This is a genomic window from Clostridium sp. TJA085 (assembly GCF_058310235.1).
On the sequence record NZ_JBZEEZ010000001.1, the window covers coordinates 1,138,151 to 1,152,363 of the forward strand.

The 14,213-nt window shown below is 27.7% G+C and carries 16 protein-coding genes; 2 read left to right on the forward strand and 14 right to left on the reverse strand.

Annotation, left to right across the window (positions count from 1 at the left end; all coding sequences use genetic code 11):
- Position 1 precedes the first annotated feature (1 nt).
- The 14 genes from cutC to AC4FQW_RS05930 all read right to left on the reverse strand — a co-directional run bounded on the left by cutC (position 2) and on the right by AC4FQW_RS05930 (position 12,931).
- Positions 2-2,548: a choline trimethylamine-lyase gene (gene cutC / locus AC4FQW_RS05865; RefSeq protein WP_303128768.1), complete on the reverse strand. Its 2,547-nt coding sequence runs from the start codon at positions 2,546-2,548 to the stop codon at positions 2-4.
- Positions 2,549-2,572: 24 nt separating this feature from the next.
- The gene (locus AC4FQW_RS05870) at positions 2,573-4,057 is read right to left on the reverse strand and encodes an aldehyde dehydrogenase family protein (protein WP_491147823.1); all 1,485 of its coding nucleotides are present in this window, start codon (positions 4,055-4,057) and stop codon (positions 2,573-2,575) included.
- Positions 4,058-4,084: 27 nt separating this feature from the next.
- Positions 4,085-4,384 carry a BMC domain-containing protein gene (locus tag AC4FQW_RS05875; protein ID WP_039316665.1) on the reverse strand — a complete coding sequence of 100 codons (300 nt, stop codon included), beginning with the start codon at positions 4,382-4,384 and terminating at the stop codon, positions 4,085-4,087.
- A 16-nt stretch (positions 4,385-4,400) separates the two neighbouring features.
- A complete protein-coding gene (locus AC4FQW_RS05880; protein WP_303128765.1) occupies positions 4,401-4,697 on the reverse strand; it encodes a BMC domain-containing protein in 297 nt (98 codons plus the stop codon).
- A gap of 22 nt (positions 4,698-4,719) precedes the next feature.
- The gene (locus tag AC4FQW_RS05885) at positions 4,720-4,986 is read right to left on the reverse strand and encodes a hypothetical protein (protein ID WP_303128764.1); all 267 of its coding nucleotides are present in this window, start codon (positions 4,984-4,986) and stop codon (positions 4,720-4,722) included.
- A 5-nt stretch (positions 4,987-4,991) separates the two neighbouring features.
- The gene (locus AC4FQW_RS05890; protein WP_491148166.1) at positions 4,992-6,044 is read right to left on the reverse strand and encodes a DMT family transporter; all 1,053 of its coding nucleotides are present in this window, start codon (positions 6,042-6,044) and stop codon (positions 4,992-4,994) included.
- Between the two features lie 478 nt (positions 6,045-6,522).
- Entirely contained in the window at positions 6,523-7,347 is an 825-nt protein-coding gene (locus AC4FQW_RS05895) for a MerR family transcriptional regulator (RefSeq protein ID WP_491147826.1), read from the reverse strand.
- A 193-nt stretch (positions 7,348-7,540) separates the two neighbouring features.
- Positions 7,541-8,686, reverse strand: a complete 1,146-nt coding sequence (locus AC4FQW_RS05900; RefSeq protein WP_491147828.1) for a 1-propanol dehydrogenase PduQ — start codon at positions 8,684-8,686, stop codon at positions 7,541-7,543.
- A gap of 212 nt (positions 8,687-8,898) precedes the next feature.
- Complete coding sequence (locus tag AC4FQW_RS05905; RefSeq protein WP_491147830.1) at positions 8,899-9,375, reverse strand: hypothetical protein; 477 nt, start codon at positions 9,373-9,375, stop codon at positions 8,899-8,901.
- A gap of 100 nt (positions 9,376-9,475) precedes the next feature.
- Entirely contained in the window at positions 9,476-10,156 is a 681-nt protein-coding gene (locus AC4FQW_RS05910; protein WP_491147832.1) for an HD domain-containing protein, read from the reverse strand.
- An 11-nt stretch (positions 10,157-10,167) separates the two neighbouring features.
- A complete protein-coding gene (locus tag AC4FQW_RS05915; protein ID WP_303128752.1) occupies positions 10,168-10,665 on the reverse strand; it encodes a GNAT family N-acetyltransferase in 498 nt (165 codons plus the stop codon).
- 147 nt (positions 10,666-10,812) lie between these two features.
- Entirely contained in the window at positions 10,813-11,250 is a 438-nt protein-coding gene (locus tag AC4FQW_RS05920) for an ACT domain-containing protein (protein ID WP_303128750.1), read from the reverse strand.
- 155 nt (positions 11,251-11,405) lie between these two features.
- On the reverse strand, positions 11,406-11,972 hold the full coding sequence (locus AC4FQW_RS05925) for an NUDIX hydrolase (protein WP_303128748.1): 567 nt from the start codon (positions 11,970-11,972) through the stop codon (positions 11,406-11,408).
- 2 nt (positions 11,973-11,974) lie between these two features.
- The gene (locus tag AC4FQW_RS05930) at positions 11,975-12,931 is read right to left on the reverse strand and encodes a PD-(D/E)XK nuclease family protein (protein ID WP_303128747.1); all 957 of its coding nucleotides are present in this window, start codon (positions 12,929-12,931) and stop codon (positions 11,975-11,977) included.
- Positions 12,932-13,113: 182 nt separating this feature from the next.
- Here AC4FQW_RS05930 and AC4FQW_RS05935 point away from each other — a divergent pair, with 182 nt between their 5' ends.
- Together AC4FQW_RS05935 and AC4FQW_RS05940 are read left to right on the forward strand one after the other, a co-directional pair.
- Entirely contained in the window at positions 13,114-13,332 is a 219-nt protein-coding gene (locus AC4FQW_RS05935) for a PspC domain-containing protein (protein WP_303128746.1), read from the forward strand.
- 273 nt (positions 13,333-13,605) lie between these two features.
- The gene (locus tag AC4FQW_RS05940) at positions 13,606-14,196 is read left to right on the forward strand and encodes an ECF transporter S component (RefSeq protein ID WP_303128745.1); all 591 of its coding nucleotides are present in this window, start codon (positions 13,606-13,608) and stop codon (positions 14,194-14,196) included.
- Positions 14,197-14,213 lie beyond the last annotated feature (17 nt).

Consider the following 14,213-nt stretch of genomic DNA (forward strand, 5'->3'; position numbering starts at 1 on the left):
ATTAAAAATGTGTTAGCATAGTTCTACTAATAATCTCATCTTGAACATCTTTGCATAACTCTACGAAGTATGCACTATATCCAGCAACTCTAACTATTAAATCTCTATAAGCTTCTGGGTTCTTTTGAGCTTCTATTAATGTCTTATTATCTAAATAGTTAAATTGAACTTCTCCAAGTTGAAGAGCACAAGCACTTCTTAATAAAGTTATAATTCCTTGTTCTCCTTCTGGAGTATCAAGAAGACCTGACATTAATTTAAAGTTATGAACCATTCCTATATTCATATTGTCACAAGCCATTTTTGAAACAGATTTAATGATAGCAGTTGGACCTTTAAAATCTGCCCCTTGAGTTGGACTAATACCATCTGAAAGAGGTGTCCAAGCTTTACGTCCATTTGCAGTAGCTCCTGTTAATTGTCCAAATGGAGTATTATTTGAAATTGATAATGTTCCATGACTTAAAACTGAATATAATGTTTTATATTTTCTATGTTCCATTTCAGTAAAGTTTATTAGATCTGCTCCAATATAGTCAGCGTAATCATCATCATTACCGTATTTTGGTGCTTCTAAACAATCTTTTCTTAATTTTTCATATCCAACAAAATCAGCTTTTAATGCTTCTTTCATTTCTCTTAATGTATATTTTTTCTCATCAAATACTAATTTCTTAATTGCAGCCATTGAATCAATGTAAGTTGCAAGTCCACTCCATACAACTCCTGGTCCAAAGTTATACATAGCTCCACCAGCTTCAACACCTTTTCCTTTTTCCATACATCCTTCATACATAATTGACATAAGTGGTTTTGGTGCAAGCTCTCTGTGAACTCTTTGAGATATTACTGTTGCTACACTTGTCCATTTAGTAATAAATTTAATTTGTTCTTTAACAGCAGCTTCAAATTCTTCATAAGTTTTAAAGCTATCAACATCACCTAAGTCTGGACAAACTTGCTTTCCATACCATAATGGAACTCCATTATTAAGTACTAATTCTATACATATTGGCCATTGAGTATATCCAGTAGAAGTCCATTGATATAATCTACCTGACTTTTGTGGTTCAACACATCCCATTAAGCAGTAATCTCTAGCATCTTCAATTGAAACTCCTTTAGCAAGCATCATCTTTATATGAACATCATCAAAGTGACATGCTGGGAATCCCATTCCTGCTCTTATAACTTGTACTATCTTTTTAAGATATTTTTGTGGTGATGACTTATGAATACGACAAGCTAATGATGGTTGATAAATCTTAACATGTCTAACTGCATCCATTAATAAATAAGTTAAATCATTAGTTGCATCTCTACCTTCTCTTGTAACTCCACCAACACACATATTTACGAATGGTTGATATCCTGCAAAGAACTTAGATCCACCTTCACTTGTTATCCACATCATTTCTGACATCTTAATAAGCATACATCCTGCAAGTTCAAAAGCTTCAAACTCAGTCATTCTTCCTGATTCTAAATCAGCTTTAAAGAATGGATACATATATTGGTCAACACGTCCAATTGACATTCCTGTTTGGTTTTCTTCTACTACTAATAGTGATTCTATTGTCCAAACAGCTTGGATAGCTTCCCAGAAAGTTTCTGGTTTATGAGCTGGAACCTTAGCATTTACTTCTGAAATTTTAAATAGTTCAGCTTTTCTCTTAGGATTTGTTTCTTTTTCAGCTAACTCTCTTGCATACTCTGACATACGTTTTGCATATATCATTACACCTTCTGCAGTATCAATTACTGATTTATAGAAGTATATTTTTTCTATATCTTCTGGATTTGCATAGTTAAGCTCTTTTAATTTTTCTTGAGCTTCATTAACTATATCAAGCATACCTTTTTTCATTAAAATAACATCATATCCTGGATTTGAGTCTCCTCCACCATTTACTGCATGGTATGAGCAATCAGAAACAAATGATTCTCCTGAAAGTTCCCAAACACCTGCTTCTCTATATTGATCTTCACAATATTCATCTACTGATTTACCCTTCCAGAATGGGAATAATTCTTCTCTCATGAACTTCTTATCTTCTTCTGAAATATAGAATGGATCTTGAGGTCTTTCTCCTATAGTATCTATTTCATCTACCATCCATCTCCAAGCTATATCTGGTGAAAATGCACCTGCTCTTGGTGCACCATTTGGAGCTCCAACTATAAGTTCATTATCTTGAATTACTAATGGTGCAGTTTCACAGCAGTGTTTGAAACATTTACCTCTTAATATTGATTTAGGTGTTCCTGGGTTTTGTTTTGCTATTTCAGTTATAGCTCTTGCTCTATGAGTTGTTATTGAAGGAACTTGCTTTAAATAATTTTCCTTAAGTTTCTTTAAACGTTCTGTTATTCCATCTGGAACTTTCCCATCATTTGAAGATACTGCACATTCTGCAACTACAGGTTGATCATCTTTTTTTATTTCATCTGAAACACTTTCAAACATTTTTAATAATGCCTGGCGTTCATTTTCAGACATATTTTTAGTTGCTTCCATAAATTTATTTGAAAATTCACGAATATCCATTTTATCTACTCCTTTTCTATTTAATTATTTTTCTTTTAAAATTTGAGTTAAAACATTTTTAAGAAGTTGCATATTATCTAAAGAATTATCTAAACTTTTATCAGTAATATTATTAACCTCTCTATTCATGCCTATAGAATTTAAAAATTCATCTTTATTTCTTATTTCATAACCAACTTTTCTTATATATACTAAGTTCATTGGAGATACATTATCAGAGGTCATTCCTTTTCCAACAGATCCACTTCCAAGTGTCATTGATGGGAAAAGATTTGTTGTAGCCCCCATACTTCCAAATACTCCTGAAGTATTAACCAAAATTCTTCCAACTGGTTTTTTAAGAGCAAACTGCTTTATTACTTCTTTATCATTTGAATGAATTATAAGGGTATGACCTTGTCTTTCACTTAAAAGCAATTCTATACATTTCTCACAAGCATGCATCCAATCATCTTCTACATAAAATGAAAGTATTGGACAAAGTTTTTCTCTAGAATGAGGATTATTTAAGGAAACAAACTTTTGAGTTGATATCAAAACCTTTACATCAGATGCAATATTTATTCCAGCTCTTTTTCCTATAAATTCTGGTGACTTTCCAATAAACTCTTTTTCAAGATTTCCATACTTATCAAATATAATTTTCTCAAGAGATTTAGATTCATCTTCACTCATAAAATAAGCTCCATTTTTAATAAGCTCATCTTTCACTTCTTTTGCAATAGGACTATCTACAACTATAGATTGCTCTGCACCTGAAACTACCCCATAATCAAAACTTTTGCTATCTATAATATCTTTAACTGCCTTTTTTATATTAGCAGTTCTCTCTATAAACGCTGGCCCATTACCTGTTCCACCATAAATAACTGGTTTTCCACATTTAGTTGAAACTTTTAATAAATCTTTAACACCAGTGTTCATAACTAATGATGTATCTTTATGTTTCATAAGTTCTATAAAACCACTTTCAGATACTATACTTAAATAAGAAATTGCTCCTTCTGGAAGTCCATAACCTTCAGCTGCTCTAATTAGAATATCTAAAGTTCTTTTCATAACATTCTTTGCTTTAGGATGGAGACCAAATACTATTGCATTTCCTGATTTTATAGCTATAACTGAATTATAGATTATTGTTGAAACTGGGCTTGTCATAGGACAAAAAGCTGTAATTACTCCTATTGGAACTCCAATATCCATAGTTTTATTACTATCATCTTTTTCTATTATTCCTACACACTTCATTCCATCTAACTTTTTTCTAAGATAAGAAACTACAAACCTATCTTTTATTAATTTATCTTCTACTCTTCCTAAGTCTGTTTCTTCAAAAGCTAATCTAGCTAATTCACCATCATACTCTTTAATAACTTCAAGCATACGGTTTACTATCTCATCTAGCTTTTCTTGTGGAAATGTAGCTAAACTTTTTTGAGCTTCCCTTGCATTTTCAACAAGTATTCTAGCTTCTTGCATGGAGAGTAAATCATTATCTATAATATTCATTTTCATCTCCCCTTTTCTAAAACTTTATTAAAGTACTTCTAAAGAATACTTATCTATAATTTTTTGAAGATCATTATGAGGTCTTGCTATAACTACTGAACTATAAAGATTTCCATCTTCCATCTCTTCAACAGCTCTTACTCCAGCATCAACAGCAGCTCTGCAAGCTCCAACATCTCCTGTTACTATAACTGAAATATAACCAGATGCCACATTTTCATAACCGACTAATTCAACATCCGCTGCTTTACACATAGCATCTGCTGCTTCTAAAGCAAAAACTAATCCAAATGTCTCAATTAATCCTATTGCTTCACGTCTAATCATATTAACCATTTCCTTTCTATTCATCAATATCATGAACTGATACTATTTTTCCAACTTCTCTAATTGGTCTTGGCATAACATTTTTTGCTGTAAGCTTTCCTATAGCTCTTGCAGCTTCTGCTCCAACTTCAACAGCAGATTTTACAGCAGCAACATCACCTTTAACCATTATAGTAACAAGAGTTGAACCTATATTTTCGTATGAAACTAATTCAACATTTGCAGCTTTAAGCATCTTATCTGCTGCCTCAAGTGCAGGAACTAAACCTATTGTTTCTACAAGCCCTAAAGCTTCATCTCCATAATACTTCATATATGAATACCTCCATCTTAAATTAATCCTTTATATATCCATTGATTGCAGCTTTACCTTCTTCATTTGCATGATAAAAAATAATAAGCTCATCATTTTCATCTAAATCAACTCTAGTTTCTTCGATTAATCCATTAGCTTCTGCTGTTAATAAGGCATCAATTATAGATTCTTTATTAAATGTTCTAAAGCTTGAGTAATCTCCCTTTAAAGCTTCCATAACATCTAATGCTGAAGCTTCATGAACTTTTGTAAAATGTTTTAATATAGCATAATTTAAAGGTTTCATAAACTTTATGCCTCCTTCTTTCTAAAAAAGTCTAAAGGATTTGTAGCTATAGTTAAAATACCAAACATCATTATAATAGCTCCAATCCAAGCTACTGCTGGTAGTGACCATCCATCCATACCTGAAATAACTCCTAAAACTAAGTAACAGAAGAAAGGTCCAAAGAATGAATATGTACCATTACAAGCAGTTCCAAGTCCCGCACCACACATACTATTTCCTTTATACCAAGCCATAAATGTTAAGAATGTTAATAATCCACTTAAAATGAACCATATCATTGCAGGGCCACTAGTAAATGCTTGAATAGCTAAATTTTTAGAAATTTGTAAATCTCCTGCTAAAAGTCCCATTATAGGTACTACTATAAATAAATTAGCTATACCTGATGATAATTGACGGATACATATTCCAATTTGTGGATCAACCATTGTTGATGCATATCCTGCAACACAACCTTCAAATCCCCAGCCTAAAGCTGCTATAACTGCTATGAAAATTCCTAAAAATACAGTTCCTGAAACTCCTCCTGCAAATCCTGTACTTCCTATTAAGAAACTTGCAAATACACATATTGCAATTCCTACTGCCATACGTTTTGTAATTTCTTGCTTGTAAAGTATTTTTCCAAGAATTGCAGCAATTGCAGGGCAAAGAGCTGATATAGGAACTATAATTGGACCTGCCATTTGAAGAGCAACAACATAAGCTGTTCCTGCTAATGGACCTCCTAAAAGTGCTGCTCCTATAATTATTCTTCCTGGTTTAGAAGCCAAACATCTTATAAAATCTTTAAACTTACCTTGGACTAAAGAGTTTCCAATTGCCCAAACAGCACTACAAGTATCATTAATTGCATTTCCAAGGGCAGCAAGTAAATAAACTATAACAAATGCTGAAAGACCTGCTGTATTTGCTCCATACCAATCTTCCCAAACTCCTTTACTCATTCCCATTGTTAAAAATGCAGTATAAAGACCATATGAAATACCTGAAAATAGTGCTATTGCAACTCCTTTTTTAAAGAAATTGCTTTTCATTTTTGCTTTTAATTCCATCGCCTTACTAATTCTTTGATCATTAGTATTTGCTTTAGAATCAACTCCTACTGATATCTCTGACATAAATAAGAACTCCTCCCATATTAATTGATTTATAAATAAACCGATTGCATTGTTAATTTTTTAGCAATCACTTTACTATTAAACGTTTACCAAAATAATATAAATGTACTTACAAATTAAATTTCTTAAATTGGAATATTGTATACTTCTTATTTTTATCTTCGCTTTATTCAATTTGATTATAATCCCTCCACTTAAGTTAAAGGTCAATAACAAATTTCAAAACTTTTGTAAACGTTATTTTTATATTTATTTAAATTTTATTAACTTTATTTTAAATAATTCTATATTTATAATGCTATAATTCCATTTTTTAATACTTTTTTCTATAATTTGTAATATAAAACAAAAAAAGTTATATAAAAAACCTTTCACCTAAGGGTAAGCTTTTTTATATAACTTAATAATTAATCTAATTTTTAATTTTTATCATAACTTCTGTGACAAAATTTCTACTATCTTTGCTTGTCCAATAATCAACTACATATCTTTCATAGCATTCATCTTCACATTCATAGTTATGTAATTTTATCCAATCTAGTATTTTTTCATAAGTTTTATTTATATTATCATGAGATCCTATATGATAACATGAAGCTACTAATTCTCCACCGAATTCAATAGTTTTTTCTTTTTCACATTTTATTAAACTTTGCTGAATTATTCTCATGGTTTTACAAGTGCCATTAATTTTTTCTTTATAGGATGGAAATTGTATTATAACAGGTCCTGTAATCGCATTATCAATACTCTCTATATAGTTAGTAAAATCAATGTTTATTATAGAATCTATATAATCATAATCAAAATCTTGATCTAAAAACAGCATATCAACTTTATTAATATATTTTACCGAAACCTCATTTAAATTATTATCAATAACCATTTTTGCCTCTTTAACTAATGAATACCAATCTATAATAGATTTTTTCTTCAAATTTAAATTTCTTTCAACTTCCTCAAGCTCTTTAATTTTTTCTCTAAAATTCTCTTCAATTTCACTACACTCACATTCATAAATTAAATTTTTAATTTCTTCAAGTTTAAATCCGCTTTGCTTATAATACTTTATGACTGGAATAGATAACATATTATCTTTACTATAATATCTGTATCCGTTTTCATCATGTACAACATCAGGAGATAATACCCCTACTTTATCGTAATATCGTAATGTTTTCTTGCTTATCTTACAAATTTTCTCCACTTTCCCGATATAATACATTTCATCCTTCATATTTCTTCCTCCTATCCTTTGTTAACCTTGAGTAAAAATTATTAATTGTTATTATTTATCATTATCATATTGAGAATTTATTGTCAATATTTTCTTATTATTTATTAAAACTTATAAAAATACTTAAATAACTTTATAAAAACCTATAAAATAAATTAAAGGTTAAACATAAAATATGCTTAACCTCTATATTTTAAATTCCAATTATCTTATCTAGTAATAGATTTAAATCTTCTCTAGAAACTTCTCTAGGATTTGAACTAGTACATACATCCTTCAATGCAGCCTCTATTATTTCATCTCTAAAGTCATTAATTAGTTTTATATCTACTCCAAGTTCTATTAAGTTTTTAGGAATAGATAAATCTGATTTTAAATTTGCTATATTTCTTATTAAATTATTAACTCCTATAACAGTACTACATGCATTTATATCTAAAAGTTTTGCTAATCTTTGATATTTTAACGCAACTAAATCATAATCTTGCATATATAAATTATTATTAATATTAGCATTAAACTCCATAACATATGGAAGTATTATAGCATTTGCCTTTCCATGAGGTATATGAAGTTTTCCTCCTATAGCATGAGCTAAACTATGAGTTATTCCAAGACCTGAAGCATTAAATGCCATCCCTGCAAGACAAGATGCATTATGAAGTTTTTCTCTAAAAATTAAATTTTCTGGCTCATTATACGCTAATTTTAAATTATTAAAGGCTAAACATAGTGCTTTTTCTGCTAAAGCATCAGAAAAATCATTAGAACCTTTTGAAACATACGCTTCAATTGCATGTGTTATTACATCCATTCCAGTATCTGCTGTTATAGATTTAGGAACAGTTTTTGTAAGTTCTGCATCTAAAATAGCAACGTCTGGTAAAAGTGATTTGTTAGTTAATGCATATTTTAAATTTTCTTCTTTATTAGTTATTACTGCATATTCCGTAACTTCTGATCCAGTTCCACTTGTTGTAGGTATAGCATAAAATTCTATATATTTTGAATTCTCTTTAAATAAATTATTATAATATTCACGTATAGCTTTAGCTCCATCTATAGAAGACCCTCCACCTAATGCAATAATTATATCTGCATTTAACTCTTTAAGCTTTTTCACTCCTAGTGCAACTATTTGAACACTAGGGTCTGGAACTATATCACTAAAAATAGAAACATTACAATTGTTTAATTTAATTGCAATTTTTTCTGCTGTTTTACTTTCCTCCATAAATTTATCACATATAATCAGAACATTTTTATTTGAAATTTCACTTAATTTATTTAAAGCTCCTTCACCAAAATATATTTTAGTTTTTAGACTAAATTCTTTCATTTTTATCTTCTCCTTAATCTTAATAAAAAGATAAAAATAAGATTTTAAAGTATACGTTTCCAATATTGATATTTACATTGTATCATTTTTTTTTAATATGTAAAATAAAATATTTAAAAATTATTTAAAATTAAAAAAGATGATTTTTAAAAATCATCTTTTTTAACACTATTATTTTAAAAACTTATAGTAATTAAATTGAATAAAATAAATTAATTATTTATAGAACTATACATTTTATTTTTTAAATTTTTAATTTTTTTACTTGCATCACTATATTTTTTATTATCAATTAAACTTTGAATTTCTTTTATCTCATCTTTTATTGATTTCTTTTTAGAATCACTAAATTTACTTAAATCAAAATTTCTAATATCATTTAATTGATTGTTTAATATTTTTTCATTATCAGTCTTAGCTCTATTTATTAGTTCATTCATTTGACTTTCTAATTCTGGAACTATTTTTACATTTTTAAATTTTATGACACTATCAGCCTTCTTCTTTAATTGTTTATATTCTTTTTCTTCTTTTCCAATCATATATTCACTAAATTCAGTTTTATGACTGTTTAAGTATTGCTCAAATTGTTTTATTATTTTATCTTCTCTTATTGTGTTTAAAATCAATAAAATTAATATTAATACAGATATTAATATAGATAAAATAATTTTAGTTTTCTTTTTCATCTTTTGCCACCCTCATATTATAAAATAAATTCTTGCATTTCATAATAATAAATTAAAAATATATATAAATTGTTTTTATATATTTAATTATTTATTAAATTTATATTATAACATCAAATTCTTCAAAAAATCTATTAAGATATTCCTCCATATAATCAACTCTATCTTTTGCAATTTCTTTAGCTGTATTTGTTATCATATCATATTCAAGCTTAAATAATTTTTCATAAAAATGATGTATTATAGAACTACTTCTAGAAGTTAAATCATATTCTCTATCATTTAACTTTTGATTTGGATTATACATTTCTTCTCCTATATATTGACCAAACATAAATGCTCTCGCTATTCCAACTGCTCCTAATGAATCCAAATTATCAGAATCCCTTAGTATTATACCCTCTATAGGTGATTCTAATTCTTTAATTACATCACCACAAAAAGAATGTTTGTCAGTTAATTTTATACACTCTTTTATTTTTTCTACTAAATTATTATCAATTTTTAATTTCAAACATATATCATTAAATATTTCTTCTATATCATCTGAATGTTTTAATTCAACATCATCTTTTAATTGTAGTCTGTGTAAATCATGCATATATGATGCTAAGCATAAAATATCTAAATCTCCATTTAATTTATCTTTTTCATTTATATATAAAGCTATCTTATATACTCTATCTAGATGATATATATCATGAGCTCCTTCTTTACAATATTCCTTTATAAGCTTTTTAACTTCATCTCTTACAACACTATAATATTTACTATCCCCCATATCTTTCACCTCTACATTTTACTTTCATAAACATCTTTAAACTTATCTCTAGTTAATCTATATACAGTCCATTCACTCATAGGAACAGCTCCTAGGCTTTTATAAAATTCAATTGATGGCTTATTCCAATTAAGGCAACTCCATTCCATTCTATGACAACCTTTTTCATAAGCTAACTTTGTTAAATATTTAAATACCTTTTTTCCATAACCCTTACCTCTATATTTAGGCTTTATATATATATCCTCCAAATAAAAACCTGATCTTCCAATAAATGTAGAATAATTAAAGAAATAAACTACATATCCTATAGGATTACTATCCTTTTCTATTATTAAAACTTCTGCTTCTTTTCTTTTAAATATAGACTCATATACCTCATCTTCTGTTGCAATAACTTCATTTAACATTTTTTCATACTCAGCTATTTCTCTTATAAATCCTACAATTAAATTTATGTCACTTTCTACTGCCTTTCTTAAGTTAATACTTTCTAACATTTCCCCCATAAATTAAACACCTCTATCTTAACTTATTCTTGTTATATTATACCATAATAAGTATATATACTTAATAATATTAAAATTCTAAACACTATATTTATTTAAAAAGGCCTAATAAACTAAAAGTTTATTAAGCCTTTAAATTAAAATAATTTATTCCATCGCTATAAAGTCAACCTTTTCTACACTAGACATCTCTCTTAGTCCATCTAAAAGAGCCGTTATATCACATTCTAAAGATGTCATATCTATAGTTACACTAAGATTTGCAGCTCCATTTATAGGAATGCCTTGATCTATTGTAAGTACATTTCCACCTTTATCTGATATATAATTTAATGTATCTGATAAAACTCCTTTTTCATGCTTTATAATCATACTAAAAGTCATTTTTCTTCCTTGGACGCTTTCTGCAAAATCAAATACATGATCCTTATATTTATAATATACACTTCTGCTTATCCCTACTATCTTAGTAGCTTCTGTTATTTCTTTTATTTTTCCATCTTTAAGTATATTCTTAACTTCTATAACCTTTGAATACACCTCAGGTAAAACTTTTTTATCTACAACTAAATAATTGCCTTTCATTCACTACACCTCTATAATAATAGCCCCCAAATATATATTACTCATCTCTAGTGTATGTAATAAAATTGTTACTGCCATCATTATAATAACATGTGTCTTTATTGTATACAACTGTATTTTATTTGTATACACATTTTTTTAACTTTTTTAACATATCAATATAAATTTTTAATTAATTTTAATATTATACCACCTTTTATTGATACATTATTTTTATCTACAAAATCAATTACCTCATCTATTTTAACTTTAATAACTTCAATTTCTTCATTTTCTTCTACATTATCAGAAGTTATCTCTCCACATACATCCATTTTTACTATAGCCGTAGTTTCGTCAGTCATACCAACTGATGTATAACTAGGCTTTAAAAAAACTTCATAACTTGTTGATTTAAGACCAGTTTCTTCAAATAACTCTCTTTTTGCTGCTTCTTCCATAGTTTCTCCTGGATCTATTATTCCTGCTGGAAGTTCATATATATAATCACTTATTACAGGTCTATATTGCTTAACTAATACAACTTCTCTATCACTTGTTATTGGAATTATCATAACACCATCTGCTTTATTATGATTTTTTGTCTTACAAGCAAGATCTTTTTCTTCTCTCCTTGTTGCAAAATAATATTTTTTTAAATTTCCTTTTTTATTTTCTAATTCCATTTCATACATATTTAAATACTTATTATTTGTTTGCTTTTTTAATTTAAGTAATTTCATAACTAATATCCACCCTTCTTACATAATCTTTTATATTTACATATATAACATTTATAATCCTCTTCACACATTAAAAAACTTTCCTTATTTTTTGGCTTATTTATATTTTTATCCTCCAATAATGCATCTATAACATTCAATTCTAAATTTATTCTATCTTTCATATTATTGATGTCCTCTTTAGTAAAGTCATATTCATAATTTTCTCCTAGATATAAATACTCTACTCTACCCTTTATATAATTTATTGGAATATTATATTTTTCCATAACATATATTGCATAAACCAAAATTTGATCTTTATTTTCCTCATCATATTTACCAGTTTTCCAATCAACAATTACCCAGTTATCATTTTTATCAACATAAAGCATATCTATTATAGAAAAAACTTTAACTTTGTGGATAAAGATGTGATTAAAGCTCCCTTCATCAATTTCTATGATATTTTTAAAGTTACCATTTGATATATCAAAAAATGTTTTGCTCTCAAAAAAATTCTCAGTACATTGTTCTATTCTTTCTTTAATTTCATCTATATCTTCTTTATTTATTTTTCCATCATAATAATATTCTTGAAGCATGTTTCCTTTAGGATAAGTATCCCATTCAACATCTCGATTCTTTTTACTACTTTGTTTAACTAATATATTTAATTTAAGTCTAATAAATTCCTTAAACTTGTCCACATCAATTTCTTTACCTTGGTTATTACTTTGAAATTTTATTATATTTTTTATTCCTTCATGAATTATATCTCCAAAATATATCCATATATTTGTTAATTTTTTCAATCTCCAAGCTAATTTTCTTTCCTCTGAAACTTCCATTTCCCATCCTCTATGTGAACCATAGTATGTGTAATAATACTGCCTTAAGCAGTTTTTTAATGTCTTAACCCTAGAAATACTCCAAGATTTCTCTGGATAAGCTTTCACAATATAATTATTTTCTTTCATAACTTCCTCCTAAGACATACTATAATATTATTATACTATTTATTTTTTAAATTCTTAAGAAAGTATATTAAACTCTTAAAAAAATATAAATGTTAATTTAAGTCCAACAAACTATATTGTATATTACATTATTTTTAAATATACTGTATTTATTAATTAAAAGCTTTTAGGGGGTAATTATAATGAAAAGATTATATAAAGTTCCTGATAAGGGTAAGATAAGCGGTGTTTGTCAAGGTATATCAGAATACTTAAATATTGATGTTACTGTAATAAGACTTATTTGGATTATATTTACTTTTTGTTCTTTTGGGGCAGGTATAGCTGGATATATTGCTTGTATTTTTATAATGCCAAATAAAGACGATATAATTAAAAATACTGATAATAATTCATACTAATTTCAAGGAGTAGCTAATAAAGTTACTCTTTTTTAAATTTTCTGAATAAAACTACTTTTCATTCCTAAATATAGTAAATAACTCATATTTTAAATTCTATTGAAAAATATCGATAAATTTTTAACAATTTCTATTGAAACTCCTTTTTCTTCATTGTAAAATATATACTGTCGGTATTCAAATTTTTTGAAACTGAACGCAAAATTCAAAATTTTTATATTGTTTTTTGCCGAATTATATCCTAAATGGGGGAATAAGAACGGAGGTTACAAAATGGAAAGAAGTGCAAGCAAAAGAATTTTAGGACTTCGTCAAATGGTTATTGTAGGTATGCTTTCAGGTATATCAATATTTCTAGGACTTACAGGACTAGGATTTATACCGCTACCTTTTATGAAAGCTACAATAATGCATATACCAGTAATAATTGGCGCAATAGTTGAAGGTCCTTTAGTTGGTGCATTAGTAGGAGGCGTTTTTGGTATTTTTTCTATGTATCAAGCATTTACAGCTCCTGGTCCAACATCATTTATATTTTATAATCCAATAATTGCAATTGTTCCAAGAATATTAATTGGTATAGTAGCTTATTATGTTTATAAACTATTAAAAAATAAGTTTAGAAAAGAATCAATTCCTATAGGAGTTGCAGCTGTACTTGGAACTATTACAAACACTGTTGGTGTTTTGGGGCTTACTTATGTTTTTTATTTAGAACAGTATTCAAAAGCTTTAAACATAGATCCAACAGCAGCAGGAACTGTTATTGCAACTGTTGGTGCAACTAATGGTATTCCAGAAGCTTTATTATCAGCGCTTATAACAATACCAGTAGTTTTAACTATTAAAAAAATAAAAAAATAATTTGATTTTATGCTCCT